The sequence below is a fragment of the Plantimonas leprariae genome (genome assembly GCF_008802405.1).
GTDB lineage: Bacteria > Pseudomonadota > Alphaproteobacteria > Rhizobiales > Rhizobiaceae > Plantimonas > Plantimonas leprariae.
Genome location: NZ_VZDO01000003.1, coordinates 117,417 through 137,173 on the forward strand (window position 1 = coordinate 117,417; position 19,757 = coordinate 137,173).

The 19,757-nt window shown below is 62.0% G+C and carries 18 protein-coding genes, 1 tRNA gene and 1 pseudogene; 5 read left to right on the forward strand and 15 right to left on the reverse strand.

Translation table 11 applies throughout. The annotated features are described in order from the left end of the window. Positions 1 to 29: 29 nt before the first annotated feature. The 12 genes and pseudogenes from F6X38_RS05210 to rplU form a co-directional block, all read right to left on the reverse strand. The gene (locus tag F6X38_RS05210) at positions 30 to 1,373 is read right to left on the reverse strand and encodes a S41 family peptidase (protein WP_150968501.1); all 1,344 of its coding nucleotides are present in this window, start codon (positions 1,371 to 1,373) and stop codon (positions 30 to 32) included. Then, positions 1,363 to 2,901 (reverse strand): murein hydrolase activator EnvC family protein, encoded by a 1,539-nt coding sequence (locus F6X38_RS05215; protein WP_150968503.1) that lies wholly within the window; start codon positions 2,899 to 2,901, stop codon positions 1,363 to 1,365. The genes F6X38_RS05210 and F6X38_RS05215 overlap by 11 nt, the downstream gene beginning before the upstream one ends. A gap of 192 nt (positions 2,902 to 3,093) precedes the next feature. Further along, positions 3,094 to 3,576, reverse strand: a complete 483-nt coding sequence (gene rlmH / locus F6X38_RS05220) for a 23S rRNA (pseudouridine(1915)-N(3))-methyltransferase RlmH (protein WP_150968505.1) — start codon at positions 3,574 to 3,576, stop codon at positions 3,094 to 3,096. A gap of 34 nt (positions 3,577 to 3,610) precedes the next feature. Then, positions 3,611 to 4,042 (reverse strand): ribosome silencing factor, encoded by a 432-nt coding sequence (gene rsfS, locus F6X38_RS05225; protein ID WP_150968507.1) that lies wholly within the window; start codon positions 4,040 to 4,042, stop codon positions 3,611 to 3,613. Between the two features lie 122 nt (positions 4,043 to 4,164). Next, positions 4,165 to 4,776 carry a nicotinate-nucleotide adenylyltransferase gene (locus tag F6X38_RS05230; protein ID WP_202617935.1) on the reverse strand — a complete coding sequence of 204 codons (612 nt, stop codon included), beginning with the start codon at positions 4,774 to 4,776 and terminating at the stop codon, positions 4,165 to 4,167. Beyond that, positions 4,773 to 6,047 (reverse strand): glutamate-5-semialdehyde dehydrogenase, encoded by a 1,275-nt coding sequence (locus tag F6X38_RS05235; protein ID WP_150968509.1) that lies wholly within the window; start codon positions 6,045 to 6,047, stop codon positions 4,773 to 4,775. Before F6X38_RS05235 ends, F6X38_RS05230 begins: the two co-directional genes overlap by 4 nt. Before the next feature lie 14 nt (positions 6,048 to 6,061). Beyond that, on the reverse strand, positions 6,062 to 7,228 hold the full coding sequence (gene proB, locus F6X38_RS05240; RefSeq protein WP_246191209.1) for a glutamate 5-kinase: 1,167 nt from the start codon (positions 7,226 to 7,228) through the stop codon (positions 6,062 to 6,064). Beyond that, positions 7,225 to 8,286 (reverse strand): GTPase ObgE, encoded by a 1,062-nt coding sequence (obgE, locus tag F6X38_RS05245; protein ID WP_150968513.1) that lies wholly within the window; start codon positions 8,284 to 8,286, stop codon positions 7,225 to 7,227. The genes proB and obgE overlap by 4 nt, the downstream gene beginning before the upstream one ends. 33 nt (positions 8,287 to 8,319) lie before the next feature. Further along, entirely contained in the window at positions 8,320 to 8,868 is a 549-nt protein-coding gene (locus F6X38_RS05250) for a DUF3833 family protein (protein ID WP_161992626.1), read from the reverse strand. Then, positions 8,865 to 9,449 (reverse strand): GNAT family N-acetyltransferase, encoded by a 585-nt coding sequence (locus tag F6X38_RS05255; protein ID WP_150968517.1) that lies wholly within the window; start codon positions 9,447 to 9,449, stop codon positions 8,865 to 8,867. The genes F6X38_RS05250 and F6X38_RS05255 overlap by 4 nt, the downstream gene beginning before the upstream one ends. A gap of 142 nt (positions 9,450 to 9,591) precedes the next feature. Then, positions 9,592 to 9,861, reverse strand: a complete 270-nt coding sequence (gene rpmA / locus F6X38_RS05260; RefSeq protein ID WP_150968519.1) for a 50S ribosomal protein L27 — start codon at positions 9,859 to 9,861, stop codon at positions 9,592 to 9,594. 254 nt (positions 9,862 to 10,115) lie between these two features. After that, positions 10,116 to 10,508: pseudogene (gene rplU / locus F6X38_RS05265) on the reverse strand (50S ribosomal protein L21); the annotation flags it as partial. Positions 10,509 to 10,946: 438 nt separating this feature from the next. On the opposite strand from rplU, the gene F6X38_RS05270 reads away from it, so the two are divergent. From F6X38_RS05270 to F6X38_RS05290, 5 genes are all read left to right on the forward strand, one after another. Further along, positions 10,947 to 11,036 (forward strand) — tRNA-Ser (locus F6X38_RS05270). Between the two features lie 211 nt (positions 11,037 to 11,247). Then, positions 11,248 to 11,445: a hypothetical protein gene (locus F6X38_RS05275; protein ID WP_150968522.1), complete on the forward strand. Its 198-nt coding sequence runs from the start codon at positions 11,248 to 11,250 to the stop codon at positions 11,443 to 11,445. A gap of 360 nt (positions 11,446 to 11,805) precedes the next feature. Continuing rightward, the gene (locus F6X38_RS05280; protein ID WP_150968524.1) at positions 11,806 to 12,618 is read left to right on the forward strand and encodes a phosphoribosyltransferase-like protein; all 813 of its coding nucleotides are present in this window, start codon (positions 11,806 to 11,808) and stop codon (positions 12,616 to 12,618) included. A 481-nt stretch (positions 12,619 to 13,099) separates the two neighbouring features. Continuing rightward, positions 13,100 to 14,131 (forward strand): reverse transcriptase family protein, encoded by a 1,032-nt coding sequence (locus F6X38_RS05285; RefSeq protein WP_150968526.1) that lies wholly within the window; start codon positions 13,100 to 13,102, stop codon positions 14,129 to 14,131. Between the two features lie 162 nt (positions 14,132 to 14,293). Next, positions 14,294 to 14,839: a recombinase family protein gene (locus F6X38_RS05290; RefSeq protein WP_150968528.1), complete on the forward strand. Its 546-nt coding sequence runs from the start codon at positions 14,294 to 14,296 to the stop codon at positions 14,837 to 14,839. 231 nt (positions 14,840 to 15,070) lie between these two features. On the opposite strand, the gene F6X38_RS05295 is transcribed toward F6X38_RS05290, so the two are convergent. From F6X38_RS05295 to F6X38_RS05305, 3 genes are all read right to left on the reverse strand, one after another. Continuing rightward, complete coding sequence (locus F6X38_RS05295) at positions 15,071 to 18,166, reverse strand: phosphorylase family protein (RefSeq protein ID WP_161992627.1); 3,096 nt, start codon at positions 18,164 to 18,166, stop codon at positions 15,071 to 15,073. A gap of 320 nt (positions 18,167 to 18,486) precedes the next feature. Continuing rightward, a complete protein-coding gene (locus F6X38_RS05300) occupies positions 18,487 to 19,116 on the reverse strand; it encodes a DUF805 domain-containing protein (protein ID WP_150968532.1) in 630 nt (209 codons plus the stop codon). A gap of 15 nt (positions 19,117 to 19,131) precedes the next feature. Then, positions 19,132 to 19,575, reverse strand: a complete 444-nt coding sequence (locus tag F6X38_RS05305) for a LexA family protein (RefSeq protein ID WP_150968534.1) — start codon at positions 19,573 to 19,575, stop codon at positions 19,132 to 19,134. Positions 19,576 to 19,757 lie beyond the last annotated feature (182 nt).

Sequence of the window (19,757 nt, forward strand, 5' to 3'; positions counted from 1 at the left end):
GGGTCTCGGATCGCGTGGTGTGCCGCGCCTTACTTCGAGGCGCGCTTCTCCGGCTGCGGCGGGAAGGCGGCGTCGGTCTTCACGCCGCGCAGAAGGTCCACCGCGTAGTTGAGCTGGATGTCGTCCTTTGCGTCCGGCGGGATGTAGTCGAGCGAGCCGGACCCTTCGGAGTTCTCCTCCTTGCCGGTGATGTGGCCGCGCAGCGAGGATTCGCCCTTCGCCACCTCGTCGGCGGCGTCGAGGCCCATCTGCTTCTTGATGTCGTCCGGCAGCGGCTGCTCGACCACGATGTCCGGATCGATGCCGCGGCCCTGGATCGAGCGGCCGGACGGCGTGTAGTAGAGCGCCGTCGTCAGGCGCAGCGCGCCGTTCGCGCCGAGCGGGATGATGGTCTGCACCGAGCCCTTGCCGAACGAGCGCGTGCCGACCACGGTCGCGCGGCGCTGATCCTGCAGTGCGCCGGCGACGATCTCGGAGGCCGAGGCCGAACCGCCGTTGACGAGCACCACCAACGGCTTGCCGTGGATGTCGTCGCCGGAACGCGCGTTGTAGCGGCGCGTCTCCTCGGGGTTGCGGCCGCGCGTCGAGACGACCTCGCCGTTCTCCAGGAAGGCGTCGGAGACCGACACCGCCTCGTCGAGGAGGCCGCCCGGATTGCGACGGAGATCGAGAACGAAGCCCTTCAGCTTGTCGCCCGGCACCTGCTTCTCGATGTCGGCGATGGCTTCCTCCATGCCGACCGTGGTCTGCTCGTTGAACTTGATCAGCTTGATGTAGCCAACGTCGTTCTTCACCTCGTGGCGGACGGAGGGCACCTTGATCTCGTCGCGCTTGATCGACAGCCGGATCGGCTTCGTCGCGCCGTCGCGCACGATGGTGAGCGTCACGGTGGAGCCGATATCGCCCTTCATCTTCTCGACCGCCTCGGAAAGGGTGAGGCCCTTCACCTGCTCGCCGTTGATCTCGGCGATGAGGTCGCCCGCGAGGACGCCGGCCTTGTCGGCGGGCGTGCCCTCGAAGGGCGAGATAACCTTCACCAGCTCGTCCTGCATCGTCACCTCGATGCCGAGGCCGCCGAACTGGCCGCGCGTCTCGGTGCGCATGTCCGCCGCTTCCTTGGCGTTCATGTAGCTCGAATGCGGATCGAGCGAGGTCAGCATGCCGTTGATGGCGTTCTCGACCAGCTTCTCGTCGTCCGGCACGGAGACGTACTGCGCGCGCACGCGCTCGAACACGTCGCCGAAGATGGCGAGCTGGCGGTAGGTGTCGGACCCGGCGGCGTTGGCGACCCCGGCCTGCTGCCCGGCGATGACCGTCATCGCCGTCGCCCCCATCAGGGCCCCGGCGAAGAGGAGCGAGAGCTTACGAATCATTCCTGGTCCTTCCAGAAGGCCTGCCCGCCCAGAAGGGCGTGGGATCGACCGGTTTCCCGTCCTTGCGAAATTCCACGTAGAGCGAGGGTTCCGTCGCCTCGAAATCCGCCCTGGCGGCGCTCGCGACCCGTTTCGCGCCCATCGCCGCCACCGGCTCGCCCGCCAGAACGAACTGCCCGACCTCCACGTTCGAGCGGCTCATCCCTGCCAACACGACATGATAGCCATCGCCGGCGTCGAGGATCAAGAGTTCGCCGTAGGAACGGAAGGGGCCGGCATAGAGCACGCGGGCATCGCCCGGCGCCGTCACGACGTCGCCGGCATGCGCCGCGAAGGTCACGCCCGAGGCCGGTTTGCCGATGCCGTCGCTTTCCCCGAACCTCACCTTGACCTCGCCCGCCACCGGAGGGGTGAGACGACCCTTCATTGTCGAAAATGCGGCGGCGGGTTCGATGCGCGCCATGTCACGGCGAAGTGACGCAACGTCGTAGGCCGGCTCGGCCGGCGCCGCCTCTCGTTCCGGAGCGGCGGCAGCCACCGCGGGTGGCGCGCCGGTCTCGCGTTCGTCCGGACCGCGCGGCATGTTCGCCGCTGCGGCGAGCGTCTGCTGCCGCGCCTTTTCCGCTTCCGCTACACGCTGTTCCTCGGCGCGCCGGGCGGCTTCGGCCGCGGCGATCCGCGCCGCTTCCTCGGCCGCCCTCGCCTTCGACGCGTCGGCGTCGAGCGTCGCGATGAGATCCTGGAGGTTCGTCGCCTTGGCGGCGAGTTCGGCGGCGCGCACGGCCGCCGCGGCACGCGCCTCGCGGCTGTCGGCTTCGAGCTTCTCCTTCTCGGCGAAGAGCCGCGACAGGCGTGCCTCCTCCTCGCGCTTCTCGCCAAGCTGCGCGGCGAAGCGCTCCTTCTCGGCCGCGATCGAGCGCTTGACGCCGGCGAGGCGTTCGAGGTCGCCGGCCAGCTTCTCCGTCTCCGAGCGGATTCCGGGCACCACCGCGCCGAGGAGGATGGCGCTGCGCACCGAACCCAGCGCGTCGTCGGGCTTCACGAGGAGCGCCGGCGGCGGCTTGCGGCCCATGCGCTCCAGCGCCGCCAGCACTTCGGCGAGAAGGCCGCGACGCGAACGCAGCGAAGCCTTGAGGCCGGCCTCGTCGCCGGCCAGCGCATCGATGCGCTCTTCGGTCGCCGCGACATCGCGCGCGATCCGCTTCTGCACGTCGGCGGCATCGATCATGGCCTGGCTGATGCGGTTGCGGTCGGCGGCAAGGCCGGCGATCTCGCCGTCGAGCTTCGCGATGCCTTCCTTGGTCAGCGTGATGGTGGAGGCGATCGCGGCCAGCTCGTCGGCGGTGCGCTGGCGCTCCTTCTCGATGAGGATGCTCTGCGCGATCGGGTCATCGCCCTGCTGCGACGGCGCGGCAGCGGAGGAGCCGAGCGACGAGACGAGGCAGGCGAGCGCGAGCAGCGCGGCGAGGCCGCGCGCCGCGCCGCCCTTCGCCGGGCTCCGAGAAACGGCTCCTGTCGCGATCGGCAAGTCTTCCGAACCCTCTTCCCGCCCCCGATGCGGGAATGTCCCGCATGTCATCTAGCGGTCCCGCCTTAACAACCCTTCAACCATCGGCACAGCGGAACGCGCGAGGCTTGTTCGAGGCTGGTCATGGCGCGGACAAGGCCGCGAAGCGCCTCGATGCCAAGATATAGGCCGAGTGGCGCAGGCACCACAGGTCTACTCGCGGTGGTAGGGGTGACCGGAGAGGATGGTGACGGCGCGGTAGAGCTGTTCGGCGAGGAGGATGCGGGCGATCTGGTGCGGCCAGGTCATCGCGCCGAGGGCGAGCGTGAAGCGGCTCTGCGTCTTCAGGTCCGGATCGAGGCCGTCCGGGCCACCGATCAGGAAGACGAGATCGCGCAGGCCCTCGTCGCGAAGGCTTCCCAGTCGCTCGGCGAAGCCTTGCGAGGCGAAGACCTTGCCGCCTTCGTCGAGGAGCACGATCGCGCCGCGATCCGGTACATGTGACAGGAGCCGCGCCGCCTCGTCGCGCTTGCGCTCCGGCGCGCCGGTGCCGCGCCCTTCCGCCTCCTCGGCGAGGCCGGCATAGTCGAGGCCGATCGGACGGCCCGCCTGCCGCAGCCGGTCGAGATAGCGCGCCGCGAGCTCGCGCTCCGGACCTGCCTTCATCCGCCCGACGGCGGCGATCGACAACCTCACCCCGGCGGCCTCGTGCCGGCGGCCGCGCGGGCGATCAATGCACGGTCGACTCGGCCTCGCCGACCGACCACATCTTCTCGAGGTTGTAGAAGGCGCGGACTTCCGGGCGGAAGACGTGGACGATGACGTCGCCGATGTCGATCAGCACCCAGTCGCCGCCTTGCAACCCTTCGACGCGGGCCGTGCCGTAGCCGGCGTCCTTCAGGTCGCGCAGGAGGTGGTCGGCGACGGCGGTGACGTGGCGGTTCGATCGACCCGACACGACCACCATGTGGTCGGCGAGCGGCGACTTGCCGGTCAGATCGATGGAGAAGACGTCCTCGGCCTTGGAGTCGTCGAGGCTGCGAAGGACCGTGTCGATGAGCGTCGGGCCGGTTCCGGCCGCGGTGGTCTCGGATGCGGCAGGGCTGGTCGGCGCCTGATCCGCTTTGAGGGCCGTTCTGAGCAGGGTGTTTCCTTTTCCCAAGCGATGGGACCAAGGGCGGGATGCCCTCTCCCACTGCCGTCAACATAGGTCGGGGCCGGTGACGGTTTCAAGAACCGGGATGTCACAGAAGCTTCGGAAAACGCGGAAAGAATTAACGGCGGCTACCTCGGCGAGCCTCGCAGCCGGGTCGAGGAGAGCGGCGAGCGCGGGCCGTGCAGGAAGACCCAGGCCGGCGGGTCGCGGCGGGCGAGGAGCGGGGCCTCGCTCTCGCGGATGCGGGCCTTACCGAGCGCGAGCGCGGCCGGGGAACGGAGAGAGCGAAGCGTCGCGCCGGGCCGGTCCACCACCGCGATCGGGACTTGGGTTCCGATCCGCCGCCAGTCCTGCCAGAGGTGGAAGGTGCCGAGGCTGTCGGCGCCCATGATCCAGACGAAGCGAAGGTTCGGCCGCCGCAGGCGCAGAAGCGCGACGAGATCGGCGGTGTAGCGCAAGGCGTGCGCCGCCTCGAAGGCGGTGACGGTGATGCGCGGGTCGCGGGCGATCTGCCGCGACAGGGCGATGCGCCTCGCCAGCGGCGCGAGGCCGTCGTGGCGCTTCAGCGGATTGCCCGGCGAGACGAGCCACCAGAGCCGGTCGAGCCGGAGCCGCCGCAGCGCGGCTTGCGCGACGAGGAGATGGCCGGCATGCGGCGGATCGAACGAGCCGCCGAACAGGCCGACCGTGCTTCCGGCCGGCAGGACCGGGATGCGAAGATCGGCGGCGACAAGGTTCAAGGCCGCGTCTGGCCGGAGCCGGAGACGCGGTAGTTGAAGCTCGTCAACTGCTCGACGCCGACGGGGCCGCGCGCGTGCATCTTGCCGGTGGCGATGCCGATCTCGCCGCCGAAGCCGAACTCGCCGCCGTCGGCGAACTGCGTCGAGGCGTTGTGGAGGAGGATGGCGGAGTCGATGCCCGTCAGGAAGCGCACCGCGGCGGCCGAATCCTCCGTTACGATCGCCTCCGTATGGTGCGAGGACCAGCGCTCGATATGCTCTATCGCCCCCTCGACGCCGTCGACGAGCGCGACCGAGATGATCGCATCGAGATACTCGGTGCGCCAGTCCGCCTCCGTTGCCGGCACGGCGGACGGGTAGAGGTCGACCACGTCCGCGTCGCCGCGGATCTCGCAGCCCCCCTCCGCCAGCGCGGCGAGAATCGGCGCGAGATGCGTCGCGGCGGCGGCACGGTCGACCAGCAGCGTTTCCGCCGCGCCGCAGACGCCGGTTCGCCTGAGCTTGGAATTGACCACGAGCCGCACCGCCATGCCGAGATCGGCGGCGCGGTCGACATAGACGTGGCAGAGGCCTTCGAGATGGGCGAAAACCGGCACGCGCGCTTCCCGCTGCACCCGCTCCACCAGCGAGCGGCCGCCGCGCGGCACGATCACGTCGATCGACCCGTCGAGGCCGGCGAGCATATGCCCGACGGCGGCGCGATCCGAGGTCGGCACAGCCAAGATCGCGTCGGCCGGCAGCCCGGCGGCGACGAGGCCCTTGCGCAGGCAGCCGTAAATGGCGGCAGAGGACGCGGCCGAGTCCGAGCCGCCGCGCAGAATCACCGCGTTGCCGGCCTTGAGGCAGAGCGCGCCGGCATCCGCCGTGACGTTCGGCCGGCTCTCGTAGACGACGCCGACGACGCCGAGCGGCGTCCTGACGCGGGAGATGCGCAGGCCGTTCGGCCGTTCCCATTCGGCGACGACCGCGCCGACCGGATCGGGCAGCGCCCCCACGTCCCGCAGCGCGCCCGCGATCGCCGCGACGCGGCCGGCGTCGAGCCGCAGACGGTCCATGAAGGAACCCGCGAGACCAGCGCTTCGCGCCCGTTCGAGGTCGGCGGCGTTGGCGGCGAGGATGGCGTCGACATCGGCCTCCACCGCGTCCGCCATGGCGCGGAGCGCGGCGTCCTTCTGCGTCGAGGAACACAGCGCCAGCCTGCGGGCGGCGGCGCGGGCCCGGCGCCCGAGATCGGCCATCAGGTCCGCGACGGCATCCACCTTGTCCAGCATCCCGTCCGCCTCCTTCAGGCCGCCTCGTCCGGCGCGTCGGCGGCGCCGGCGAGGTGCCGCGCCATCACCAGATCGTCGCGGTGGATCATCGCGGTGCGGGGCCCGTGGCCGAGCACCGCCTCGATCGCGGCCGACTTCAGCCCCATGATCGCCCGCGCTTCCGCGGCATCGTAGGAAACGAGGCCGCGCGCGACCTCCCGGCCGTCCTCGTCCAGAACGAGGATCGTGTCGCCGCGCATGAACTCGCCCGCGATCGCCTTCACCCCCGCCGGCAGCAGGCTCTTGCCGAAACGGAGCGCCCGGACCGCCCCGGCATCCACCGTGACGCGGCCGGCGGTGTTCAGGTGCCCGGCGATCCAGCGCTTGCGCGCCATCACCGGGCTCGGCTGCGCCGCGAACAGCGTCGCCGGCGCGCCCTCGCCGATCGCCGCCAGCGGATTCAACCGGTCGCCGCGCGCGATCACCATCGCCGCACCGGCCTCCGTCGCGATCTTGCCGGCCTCTATCTTGGTGCGCATGCCGCCGCGCGAATATTCCGACGCCGCCGCCCCGGCCATCGCCTCGATCTCCGGCGTGATGCGCTCCACCACCGGAATGTGCCGGGCGTCCGGATCCAGAGCCGGCGGCGCGGTGTAGAGGCCGTCGACATCCGACAGCAGCACGAGGAGGTCGGCCGACATCATCGCCGCGACGCGCGCCGCCAGCCGGTCGTTGTCGCCGTAGCGGATCTCGGTGGTGGCGACGGTGTCGTTCTCGTTGATCACCGGCACCGCGCCGAGCCTGAAGAGCGTCGCGACGGTCGCCCGGGCGTTGAGATAGCGCCGCCGCTCCTCCGTGTCGCCGAGGGTGAGGAGGATCTGGCCGGCGGTCAGGCCGCGGCTGCCGAGCGCGTCGGCATAGGCCTTCGCCAGCGCGATCTGGCCGACGGCCGCCGCCGCCTGGCTTTCCTCCAGCTTCAGGAGGCCGGGCGGCAGCTTCAGGACGCTGCGCCCGAGCGCGATCGCGCCGGAGGAGACGAGCATCACCTCGCGCCCCTCGCCCGCAAGCGTCGCGACGTCGGCGACGAGGCCTTCCAGCCAGTCGGCGTTGAGACCGCTCCGCCGATCGACCAGCAGCGCCGAACCGACCTTGACGACGATCCGCTTCGCCTTCGCGAGAGCTTCCGCCGCGCCGCCCGTCACCGCCCGCCCTCGGCGCTCACGCGCTGCCAGCGCGGATCGGGCTCGGCCGGCTCGGCTTCCGAGGCAGCCTCGCTGTCGATCGCCGCCCGCAGCGCCCGGAGCGCTTCCGTCATGCCCTCGCGGCTGACGGCGGACAGCGCCAGCACCGGCGCGCCGCCAGCGGCTTCGCCGAGCGCACGGAGTTTCGCCGTCTTCTCCTCCGGGTCGAGCGTATCCGTCTTCGACAGGGCGACGATCTCGGGCTTGTCGGTCAAGCCGGCGCCGTAGGCTTCGAGTTCGCCGCGCACGACGCGATAGGCCTCTCCCACGTCCTCTTCCGTCGCCGAGACGAGGTGCAGCAGCACGCGGGTGCGCTCGACATGGCCGAGAAAGCGGTCGCCGATGCCGACGCCTTCGTGCGCGCCCTCGATGAGGCCCGGAATGTCGGCGATGACGAATTCCGCCGCGTCGACGGTGGCGACGCCGAGATTGGGGTGGAGCGTCGTGAACGGATAGTCGGCGATCTTCGGCCGCGCCTCCGTGACGGAGGCGAGGAACGTGGACTTGCCGGCATTCGGCAGCCCGACGACGCCGGCATCCGCGATGAGCTTCAGCCGGAGCCAGATCGTCAGTTCCTCGCCTTCGAGGCCCGGATTGGCGCGGCGCGGCGCCTGGTTCACCGAGGAGCGGAAATAGGCGTTGCCGAAGCCGCCGTTGCCGCCGGCGGCGATGCGCTCGCGCTGCCCGACTTCAGTCAGGTCGCAGACGAGCGTCTCGTTGTCCTCGGCGAAGACCTGCGTGCCCGCCGGCACCCGGAGCGTCACGTCGGCGCCCTTCGCGCCGGTGCGGTTGCGCCCCATGCCGTGCGTGCCGGTCTTGGCGCGGTAGTGCTGCTGGTAACGGTAGTCGATGAGGGTGTTGAGGCCGGACACCGCCTCCACGAAGACGTCGCCGCCGCGGCCGCCGTCGCCGCCGTCCGGCCCACCGAACTCGATGAACTTCTCGCGGCGGAACGAGACGCAGCCCGCGCCGCCGTCGCCGGACCGGACATAGACCTTGGCCTGATCAAGGAACTTCATCGCAAAAACTTTCTTGGGCGTTTCCGCCTTAGCTCATTTCGCGGGCGCAGGCACCCGTTGGAACACGACGCGCGCTCCGGCCACCGGGATCCCGAACTTCGAGACGCGGACGCGGTTCAGCACCGTGCCGTCCGGCTGCGGCACCATCCGGTGCCGGAAGCCGAGGGCCAAGTCGCCGCCCGGCGCGTAGCCGCGATAGGCAAGTTCCAGCCCGCCCTCCGCCGTCGGCCGGCCCGTCACCGGCACGGGCGCGTGGAGCGCGCCGTTCCCGCCTTCGGTCTCCACCGTTCCCTGATAGCCGCCGTTGCCGTCCGGCACGAGCCGCCAGCGCTGCAGGCGCCGCCCTTCCGGGAAGCGAAAGCGCTCATCGAGAAGGAGCGCGCCACCCTCCCGCCGCCCCTCGAACTCCGCCGTGAAGTCCTCTGCGAAGACGAGCGCCGTCGTGACCGTGCCGCGGCTCGCCGCCCGCCCATCGAAGAAGGCGGCCGCATCGAACGGCGCGCCGGCAGCCTTCGGCGGATGCGACGCGCAAGCCGCAAGGACCGCGCCGAGCGCGGCCGCAAGGAGCGCCCTCACCGTCACGCTTCGGCTCCCTCGCGACCCCAGCTCCGCAGCGCCATCCAGGTCCGCCGCTCCAGCCCGAAATTCTCGCTGGAAACGCGGCCCGCCGCGCGCGATACGAAGGTGCCGGTGCCGCGGAACTGGAAGCCGCATTTCTCCAGGACGCGCCGCGAGCGGCCGTTCACCGCGCGGCAGCCGGCCAGAACGGAGGTGATGCCCTCCAGGCGGAAGGCGAGATCCACAACCGCGTGCGCCGCTTCCGTCGCATAGCCTCGGCCCCAGAACGGGCGGCCGAGCCAGTAGCCGAGATCGGCGACGGCGGGCCGCGGCGTCGGCCGGAGGCCGCAGACGCCCATGAAGACCCCGTCCCCGCCGCGCGTCACCGCGAAGACGACGCCCGATCCGGCGACGCCGAGAAAGTCCTCGGCATCGGCGAGCATGTAGGGATGGGGCACGTGCGCCAGCATCTCGGCGACGCCGAAGTCGTTCGCGAGCGCGGCGATCGCCGGGGCATCATCGGCCCGCGGCGGCCGGAGGACGAGCCGCGCCGTGCGGATCGGCTCCAGCGGTCCCGCCAGGAGCTTGCCCAGTTCGTGTTCCATGGCCGCCCGGCCTTTCGGACAAAGAGAGAAGGGGAGAGGGTTGGCGGCCCGTCTCCCCTTCGCTTCCCTTCCGAGGCGGTGACCCGCTTCTCGTCTCAGGCGCCGGGTCGTCGGGACACCGGCGCTGAGCGAGCTCCGGCTGTCACTCGGCGGCGATCGCCGCCTTCGGCGTGATCGAAATATAGGTTCGCGACGCCTTTTCGCGGAACGTGACGGTGCCCTCGGCGGTCGCGAAGAGGGTGTGGTCCTTGCCGATGCCGACGCCGACGCCCGGATGCCAGCGCGTGCCGCGCTGGCGCACCAGGATGTTGCCGGGAACGACGCTCTCGCCGCCGAACTTCTTCACGCCGAGGCGCTTCGATTCCGAGTCGCGGCCGTTGCGGGACGAGCCGCCTGCCTTCTTGTGTGCCATCTCGCTTCTCCTTCGAACCTGGAACGCCGGTTCGGCGCTGCGCGGGTTCGTTCAAATCCTGGTTTGCCTGCTGCCCGAAGATCGGCTCTCCGGGCGGTTTCGCCAAGTGGCGAAGCTTATTCCTTCGCGGCCTTCTCAGCCTTCGGCTTGCGGGCCGCCTTCGGCTTCGCCGGGGCGTCGGCGGTCTCGGCCGCAGTGGTCGGCTCGCTGGTGGCGCCGGCGACGGGAGCTTCCGCGGTTTCCGCGACGCTCGGCTCGGCGGTCTCGGCCTTGGCGGCGCGGGAGGCGCGCTTCGGCTTTTCCTCGGCCGTGGCGGGATCAGCGGCCGCTTCGGATGGCTGCCGGCCATCGGTCAGGATTTCACCGATGCGGATCAGGGTCAGGTCCTGGCGGTGGCCGCGCGTGCGCTTGGAATTCTGGCGGCGGCGCTTCTTGAACGAGATGACCTTCGGGCCGCGGGTCTGCTCGACGATCTCGGCGACGACGCTGGCGCCCGAGACGAACGGCGCGCCGACGGTGGCGTCGACCATCAGCACCTCGGCGAAGGTGACGCGGTCGCCCGCGGCGCCGGGCAGGCGCTCCACCGTGAATTCGTCGTTGGCGGCGACGCGGTATTGCTTGCCGCCGGTCTTGATCACTGCGAACATCGGTTCGGTCCTTCGCGCGACGCGCTCTCGCAGCTGGACGGCCGCGGACGGTCTTCTTATGGTTCTTGGGTTCGCCGACGCATGACATCGGCGCGACCGGACGCCGCGAGCGCCCGAGCCTCCCGGTGCGATAGCGCAGGCGTGCCGAAAGGTCAACGCGGCCGGCCTTCGTCCCGAACCGGCGGCCGATCAAGGAGCGGTTCGAGGCGATGCGCGGCGGCAACGCCGAGAACCAAGTCGCGGCGGTGCCATCCGACTCCGACACCAAACCCCGCTCCCGCTTCGCGTATCAGGTGTTTCGTCACCGCATGTCCTGGCGAGGCGTTCGGGCGAAGAGTTCCGGCTCGGCGTTGCCGATCAACCGGATGGCTTCGAGATCGATTTCCTATGGAGGAAGCATCTGGACATCGCGATTGGTTTCGACCATACGTCCGCCTTGGAAAGGTGGCGGAGTGGTCGATCGCACCGCACTCGAAATGCGGCATACGGGCAACCGTATCGGGGGTTCGAATCCCCCCCTTTCCGCCACCCTATTCATCTAAGTTTCTGTTTTGTCTATATTTTTGGGGTTGCGTTCAAGATCCAGCCCTCATTTCAACCCACATCGTTAGGCGGTTTGTAGCAATCGCTGTGGGACTTTGCCGGATGTATGCCGCGATGTTCGGGCCGTGATAGTACTAGTCCATGGTATCGAGGTTCGTAGCTGGGCCGAGCGTTTCTGTGGAGCGATCTCGCTGCGTTGAAGACGCTGTTCGGATCGGCGGCGATTAACCGCAAGCTGCCGGTGAACCTAGCGGCTCGGCTGACGATCAAGGCTGACAAGCGGCAGCGTCTGCAGGAGAAGGGCTTTGTTGAGGCTGAAGTGCACGCCATCCTTTCGGCCGCCCTACACTACTTCCCGCACCGTGAAAGGACGCGCACGACGGCAGCGAAGTGATGGGTGCCATGGCTCTGCGCCGTCAGCGGCACGCGCGTTGGTGAGATGACGCAGCTACGCCGGCAGGACCTGCGACGCGAGAGTGAACTATGGGTGCTTCGCATCACGCTCAAGGCCGGGACCGTGACGACGAACGAAGCACGCGATATCGCCCTGCATCCGCAACGGGTCTTGATAAGCTTCAATCAATTGACGCCGCGGGATAGCAGGGGCGGAGGAATATATCAGTTCTCCGCATGAGTACGACGAAATCGCGCACCAGCCCTGAGAAGCATTCACGAAACGATAGGGCCTTGACGCACCTCAAAGCGTCAAGCAGTTTGACTGACCGAAATCTGCATTGTTCAACGTGAACGAAAGATGCCCGACTCGTTCGAGAGACTCTTCGAAATAGACGAATTGATATCTCAAAAACAATGGACTCACAGACGGAATAACGTTGGTCAGAATGTCCGAGAAGTTGCTTTAGAGCTCGCAGCAAAGATTGATAATGACGATCAGTATGAACTTATTAAACATCTTTTGGGAGAGTATTTCCTATGCACAGATTACGACGAGCATTGCTGGTCAATGTCGCAGCGTATCGAACATGAGTTTTCTGGCAGAAAAGTCGTAATCATTCCCGTTTCCGACGAGAGTCAGAAAATCAAAAGTGGCCACTCAGTAGCGTACGATTTAACGAGATTCATAGACTCGAACAAATTCGAGACATTTCAAATACGCGAGTCTATCGTCGGACTCCAACAAGGGATCAAAGAATATTCGATAATAGCTGTTGATGACTTCATCGGTAGTGGTACGCAATTCAGAAGTTTTTCTAAGAAAACAGTCCGGGAAAATGGGGTTAAGGTAGACCATTTACATCTATATGCAATTGTAATGATGCAAAGAGCTGTATCGCGTGTGCAAGACTTTTGTGGATCTTATTTCTCAATGTTTAAGTTCCAACGCTCGCTTTCTGACGATCCAATTTTATCGGGACGTATAAACAAGTTAGAAACTTACAAGCTCCTTGAGAGTAGGTTGGGTGTGGGGAAAAATTACAAGAGAGGATATCTAAAGTCAGAGTCATTGGTGACCCTAAAAAAAACACCGAACAACACACTGCCGGTATTTTGGCAAAAAAAGGCGTCCGACGGTACGGATTGGCCGGCGATATTCCCAAGGCGCTAACATGAATCCATATTTGGGCAAGTTGATAATCTCAGCTATAGCGAGGAAAGGCAGCGTTTCAGACGTCGAACGCTATGGCTTCACTGCTGTTCAAATATCATCAGCGATACAACATTTGCTGCTTAATGGCGCACTAGTCAGACAGGGATCTAAGTTCGTGCTTGCTCCCGGAAACCTACCAGCCGAAACCCGAAAAAGGCACCCGGTTAAACTTGAGCCGTTAGACGAGTTTGCGATTGAAAAAATGTCTAAGACGGATCAGTATGTGATCGGACATCGAACGTTCGCTCAAATTCGAGCAAAGGTTAGACCCTAGCGACTGACGTCGCAGGATGAGCGAGTCGTTCATCTGGCGTGAACATGACTTTAGGCCCTTGATTGGAACGAGTTCTCCACGGAGTGTCAAACGTCATTCCAATCAAAGCGCCTAAAGGCGCTTATACCTTACGGTATATGGCTTCTTTGGTAACCGGAATGCTCGATGTCCACCTTCGCATTCGATAAAGACCTACAGCAACTCGATTTATTTGATAGCTTCAAGAATGAAAATCGAGAGGTCATTGTTGCAGAGTATTCTAGGATAATCCTAGAAAACGGCGCTGCGGTTATTTTTGACACCGAGCACCTTTCACGTCTTCTGGGCTTTTCACAGGAATTGTTATTCTCAATATCTGCCGCTTCAAATAAATACTATAGAGAATATACGGTTCTCAAACGATCTGGTGGGCGGCGTGTAATTAATGAGCCCCTGCCGACGTTAAAAATGATTCAACGGTTCATCTTAGCTGAATTGCTTGACGGCGTTCGTTTGCACAAGGCTGCCAGAGGATACCGAAAGAATCACACACTTCGCGGTGGAGCAATAATACACCGTGGCCGTCCGTATATGTTAACACTTGATGTCCAGGATTTTTTTCCGAGTATCAATCAGTATCAAGTTTTTCAAGCGCTTTTAAAGCTAGGGTATACGAAGCAGATTTCGCGATTAATCACGGGCCTATGCACGTTGCATGATGGCTTGCCGCAAGGCGCACCTACTAGTCCTCTTCTTTCGAATCTAGTTCTTTATCAAGCCGATAAGGCCATATTCGATCATTGCGTCGTTCGAGGTCTTTTCTACACCCGATATGCAGACGATATGACCTTTTCCTCGAAAGAAGATAACGTCGTAGAGATAATCCCGGTTGTGAGGACGCAGCTGTCAAATGTCGGCTTGAGAATTAATCCGCGGAAAACGAACGTATCCCGACGCGGCTCCCGCAAATATGTAAATGGTATTGTCGTAAATGTAAAACCAAACATCTTAAAAACAGAACGCCGGTCTTTGCGTCAAGAAATGTTTTATATTAAGAAATACGGCATCGAGGGCCATATACGATGGAGTAAGGTCGAGGCCCCGTATTATGTTGATAAGCTCATCGGCCGGCTAACATTTGCGTTATTTGTTACGAAGGATAAGAGGTACTCTCAGGAGATAAGATACCTCAGCGCACTAAAAAAGGCCATGCAGTAGAGGGCTCTCGTTTCAAGCGTGCGCTGTACCTCTGCGGTGATGTAACATTGGGGTACACCCTGCCGAGCCGTTCGGTTCAAGCCTCATTGCGCGTCACATCTGGGTTGACCGGCCTATTCGGCGTTACGCTACTCACCTCGGGCCTAAACCCGGAGGTGACACATGGCCCGCATCGGCTACGCCCGCGTCAGCACCATTGATCAGGATTTCGACGGGCAGCTCGCCCGACTAAAAACCGAGGGCTGCGCAATCATTCGATCAGAGAAGGTGTCTGGTGGCTCGCGAGATGGCCGGACCGAATTGGCTACGGTCATGGAGTTCTTGCGACCGGGCGACGAACTCGTCGTGACACGCCTCGACCGCCTTGGGCGCGACACGCGTGACGTTCTTAACCTCATCCACGAGGCGGAACAACGTGGTGCGTCGGTCACCGTGCTCGATCCCCATGTTTCAACCCGAGGGGAGCTGGGGCACGTCGTAATCACTGTGCTCGGCATGGTAGCCACCATGGAGCGCCGCTTCATTCGAGCGCGCCAGCGCGAGGGCATTGAACGCGCGAAGGCGGCCGGCGTTTATAAAGGCGGCAAGCGAAAGCTTGATTATGAGCGTGTCAAAGCGATGCGCGATGGCGGTCTAGGGCCAACCGAGATCGCGCAGTCGCTTAAGTGCTCCCGCATACATATCTACCGGATCCTTCAAAAAGTTTAGAGCGGTTTCCGACCGGGTTGGATCGTCGGCGCGGAAGGGGTTTCGGTTCGGGGCAAGGCGCGAGGAAGGAGCGATGCCATCGCATCATGACCGACGAGGGTCGCCGCCGCCTAAGCCGAAAGCGCCTTGCCGCGAAGCCGGCCCCCCGAAGGGCGATGACGACGGATCAACCCGGCCGGAAACCGCTCTCGATTCTACGATGCGCGAACTCAAATTGCTCCCGACGACTCTTTACTCTTTCCGAATTCGGTCCGCCGAATCATCCTCGCGCAGTATCATGCGACGCAACTGCCCTTTATCGAATGACCTATTAAGCGGTTTAATAGTTGCTTCCGCAGCATCGAGCAGCGCGAACCGCTTCTGCTTTTCCCACTGTGTCCAATAAACCCTCGTCATAAAATACGTCGATAGCGTTACCCGAAGGAATGGCGCTATCGGTAGAGAGTCAATGGCTTTTATCAATTCATTCTTAACTTCAACAGCTTCGATCTCGGCCGCCCAAACCTTCGCAATCAACTCCTCGAATTTCCCGCCTGTTTCAATGCTACTTATACTAGTGCGCAAAACCGTATGAGCGGCGACATTACCTAGTTGGCCGAACATGGACCTAATCGGGGACCCTAACAATGAGAATTCATATGCATCAACTACTACGGAAACAAAATCTTTCAGCCCTTCATCCACGGTGTCGGCGTCCGGGACATCAAAAATCTCTCTTATCACTTTCTCACTCTGAAACTGAGTTTTGAAACGTTGAAACTCGACAGCTGGAAAAGCACGCAAATGTTGATCTAATAGCAAAGACATCGCCGCTACGATGTATTTTGCGAGCGAACGCTTAGGCTCCTTATTCAAGCGTTCAGATGCTGAGCCCAGCAAGGTAGTGCTTATACCCCAAAGGCGGAACTCATCATGTGCCCTGCTATAGGCAGTAGTCTCTTCGGACGAGTGCTCCCTTCGGATCTCATTCTGAGCATCCCTAGCTGACCCCTCAACACGTGTTGCCAAATCCAAAAGACGTTGCTTCTCAAGGCTATTCGAACGTCCGCTGTTGACGTCTTCGTAGGCATCTTGGATTCGCTTATCGAGCGCCTTCAGCCTTGTAGTTTTTTCGAGTAGCGCAGGCCGAAGCGTATTGGTCAGCAGAATATGTTCAGACGTCTGCTTAGCCGCTAAGTTCTCCACCATTCCCTTCAGCTTGGTGAGGATCGAGTCCACAATTGCATCAGATGGCCCGATCTCAGAGTATATATCGAATGAGACAAAATCAAAATTAGTGTTCGAAAGATCGAAGTATCTCTTTGCGTCATCTGGTCGATTAACCAACTCTGACGAAAGCAAATATGACTCGATAAATGGAAGTGAAATTTGCACATGCTTGTTCTCAAAATGTATGATGCCGCGATCTTGGAAGGATGAAATGAATTTAATTGGATCTATCTCGAAATCTTTTTCACCTGCAAATTCTTCGACAAAAGCAATTAGCTGAGTTCTAGTGAAATTACGAAGATTTACCTTTTTTTCAAATGCCAATTTCCTTAGAAACGTTTCTCTCGTGGTGCGGCTGAGAACCACAGGGGTTTTATCATTCGCGACTATAAAACTAAGGAAAGCGCTTACGGCAATTTGAAGTAACTCAGCTCTCCTGTTAGCGCGAAGCAAAGAGCCGATAACTTCGCTCGCCACGTTCGAAAAATAGCTTGGGTGAGCATTCAAGCTAAACTTTCTAAACATTTCCGATAATCTGAGAGCGATAACTGTTGCCTCTTGTTCCGCAAGCTGAAATGTTCTTCGGAAGAATTCGGAAATCTGAATAAATGAGATTGCGCACACGTCGTAGCATAACGCTCCGCCTGTTGAAACCATTTCGGTATTCTGGGCAACGTCGCCACTGTCTCTATTGATCATTACGACACGAGCCTCAGGGAAGGCATCAATTTGTTCACGTAGAAAAGCCACGCGTGTCGGAGAAAGTGCTTCAAAATCGGTGATAACGATAACAGGCCGCGCGTCTTCTCGCAGATATAATTTCGATAAATCTATATTCGCAACTCGCGCGAACGTGCCATTAGGAGGACGAATGCTTCCACCATCAATGTGCAGTGGAATGGCTTGCTTCCCATCGATTTCAATCAGCAGAAGTTCTCCCGCAATAATCCATGGAAGAGCATTATCGGGGTAGCTTTTAGGCACGTTCACGACTGTCAACTGGTTTCGAACAATTGACTCAAGAATGTCGATTGGCTGTTGCTCATGCAGTAGGGGGCTTGCGGTAGCGTTTGAGGCCGCTGGTTTGATCCGGGGTAGCGGCAAACGGTAGCCTATCGGCTTGCTGCGGTAGTCGGGAGACAACTCAGTAAGCCGTTCGTGGATCTCCTTCCGCGCGCTATTTAGAAGTCGGGTTACAAGCGTTGAATCATCCTCTGCCGCATTATGCATATCACTCAGTGCGAGTGCCGTTTGCCGTCGCTGCCTCAAGTAGAGTAGAAACTGGGGATTGGAAAACTGAAGCTTGAAAAAGCTTACGGCGTTATCGGCAGCTACCTTTCGCCCGTTAGAATTGGTCTGCTCTTCCAGCTTATTTTTATTGTTATCTGAAAAATCGCAGATCCCTCGAATCGTGATCGCGGGTACATGCGCGTCTTCGGCCGATCTAAATACGCCTCCTGATTCAGTTTCAACTGCCAAAAGCTTACGGTCGATTTGTTTCAGCGTACTTTTATATATTTCGCTTTTTGAAACAGCTCCGCAGACAATTGCGCCTCCATGTATTCTCGGAAGGTTAACCTTCTCGTTTTTATTGCTCCTTCCGATGAACTCACCCGGTATTGCAGTTTCCGCCTTGTACAACTGTGCTAGCTGCCATTCCTCAAAGCTACTTCTCACACTTTTTGCAATGGAGATATACTCGATAGCGAATTCCAAGAGACGATCTGTGCTGTAAAATTGGCTTGAGAGCTCGATGCTCATACCCCGCTTTGACTTGTCAGTGATTTTGGCGTTGTCGAGTACATCCGCGATCACACCACTGAACACAACATCGCCCAGACCGACATCGCCGCTTATTCCGCCGGCGATGCCGATGATTATAATTATCCCAAGATCATATTGCTCAAGCAAGCAATCTGCCGCTCTAGTGGCAGCGGACTTTCCCATATCGTCTTGTAATACAGCTACAGCTTTAATATCGGGATCGGGCAATACGATCTCAGCGAAATACCGCCCGTTATCTACTTTCTCGGATGAAACCGGAAAGGTTGATGTCAAAGCCTCGAGTTCTTCGCGAAGCGGTACGATCAAGCCAATGTCGAAGTACGGTTTGGTCAAAGTCGGTCGCCCGTTCGGTCTCAGCTATTTACGGTATGACATCACATCCGAGAGTTGAAAAGGTGCTCTGATATTTAGAGTTGAATGTGCAGCAGCTGGTGCCCGCCTGTTCCGCGTGAGGGGCGACGTCGCCATCAGGAAATTGGCGTTCACGCGCCTGTTTCCGCGCAGCGCCCTTCTTCATTGTGCTGGCGTTGACTCTCCGTGTCGGGCTTCAACCGATGCAGTTCGGTCGCAACGGGACGGCTAGAGGGATGCTGGCGATGCAATAGGCGGGTAGAGTAGGTTTCGTCCCGCCGATGTAGGCAATGTCTAAGTTATCAGTCCGAGGTGGCCAGCGCCTTCGCCTTCATCGCCATAAACTCGATTTCGGTAATGCTGCCGTTATCGCGCAGCTTAGCTAAGCGCTCGATGTCAGCGATGGGATCGCGACTGGCGTTCGGTCGATGCGAGTCCTGCAAGGCGGACGCAGCGACGTTCGGTGCGATGTGGCTACCTCGGGTGCTGACGAGTTCAGCACCGGCGCTGACGGGGCTGTGAAGGCTGGCGAAGGCCGTTTCGAGTTCGGGCCAAGCATCGGCCTGCCGGGCCGGTCGCGCTGGCATGGCGGCGAAGCGGCCATTAGGTTCCGGTCCGAAGCGGTTCGGTCCGCTCGTGCCGGACAAAAAGGCAACTGCCAAAACGAACACGTTGGCGAGCGGCACCACGTTCAGCAGGATCCACCACCCCGACCAGTCGATGTCGTGCAGCCGGCGCACCTGAACTGCCATACCCGGTAGGATGTGGACGCAGGCGAATAGCAGGCTGATGATGCCGGAACTCTCGCGGTTCGTGCCGAAGTAGGTCTGGTCGAGCACGACGACGATCAGCGCCATGCCGATGAACACGACGTAGAAGCTCCAGAACTCGGCGCGCGACGCGCTCGCACGAGCAGTAGAACGAGTTGGCATCGATCAGTGCCAGGATCATGCCGACCGCCGCGCCACCGGCTGCCGCAGCCAGTGGACGTTGAAGGTGACGACGCCCCAGATCTCGACCTCGGCGACGGCCGGCAGCTCGTAGCTGCCCATGTCACGGTTGCCCATCGCCAGCTGCAGCGGCCGGCCCGGCTCGAGGATCAGCTTCTTCAGGCTGCGCTCGCCGTTGACGATCGCTACCACGACGTCGCCGTTGCGCGGGTCGTGGCTGCGGTCGACGACGAGGAGGTCGCCGTCGAAGATACCGAACTCGATGCAGGACGAGCCGTCGACCTTCCAGAGAAACGTCGCTGGCGCGTTGCGGATCAACAGTCGCGAAAGGTCGATGCTCTCGTCGAGAAAGTCGTCGGCGGGACTGGGAAAGCCGGCGCAGAGCCCGTGCAGAAACTGGGGAAGCGGGATCTCCGGTCCGACGACCACCCGTGCCAGCATCGAATCATTCCCACCGCATGCAACCGATGGGAACAAAGCAGGAACATAATCCTAGGTTCCGGTCAATTGAATAGAAGGCCGCGAGCGCGCGCGATAAGCGCTTGCCGCCATCACCTAACGGAATGCTCTTCCAACATGTCGAAAATACACGTACCGATAGAAACTACGAAGCCACAACGGGG

Bases quoted from the DNA above. Each gene is read 5' to 3' on its own strand.
- rpmA (WP_150968519.1), bottom strand. From the start codon at position 9,861: ATGGCACACAAGAAGGCAGGCGGCTCGTCCCGCAACGGCCGCGACTCG.
- F6X38_RS05255 (WP_150968517.1), bottom strand. From the start codon at position 9,449: ATGGAACACGAACTGGGCAAGCTCCTGGCGGGACCGCTGGAGCCGATC.
- obgE (WP_150968513.1), bottom strand. From the start codon at position 8,286: ATGAAGTTCCTTGATCAGGCCAAGGTCTATGTCCGGTCCGGCGACGGC.
- F6X38_RS05285 (WP_150968526.1), top strand. From the start codon at position 13,100: ATGTCCACCTTCGCATTCGATAAAGACCTACAGCAACTCGATTTATTT.
- F6X38_RS05290 (WP_150968528.1), top strand. From the start codon at position 14,294: ATGGCCCGCATCGGCTACGCCCGCGTCAGCACCATTGATCAGGATTTC.
- F6X38_RS05280 (WP_150968524.1), top strand. From the start codon at position 11,806: ATGCCCGACTCGTTCGAGAGACTCTTCGAAATAGACGAATTGATATCT.
- F6X38_RS05300 (WP_150968532.1), bottom strand. From the start codon at position 19,116: ATGCCAACTCGTTCTACTGCTCGTGCGAGCGCGTCGCGCGCCGAGTTC.
- F6X38_RS05235 (WP_150968509.1), bottom strand. From the start codon at position 6,047: ATGCTGGACAAGGTGGATGCCGTCGCGGACCTGATGGCCGATCTCGGG.
- F6X38_RS05305 (WP_150968534.1), bottom strand. From the start codon at position 19,575: ATGCTGGCACGGGTGGTCGTCGGACCGGAGATCCCGCTTCCCCAGTTT.
- F6X38_RS05210 (WP_150968501.1), bottom strand. From the start codon at position 1,373: ATGATTCGTAAGCTCTCGCTCCTCTTCGCCGGGGCCCTGATGGGGGCG.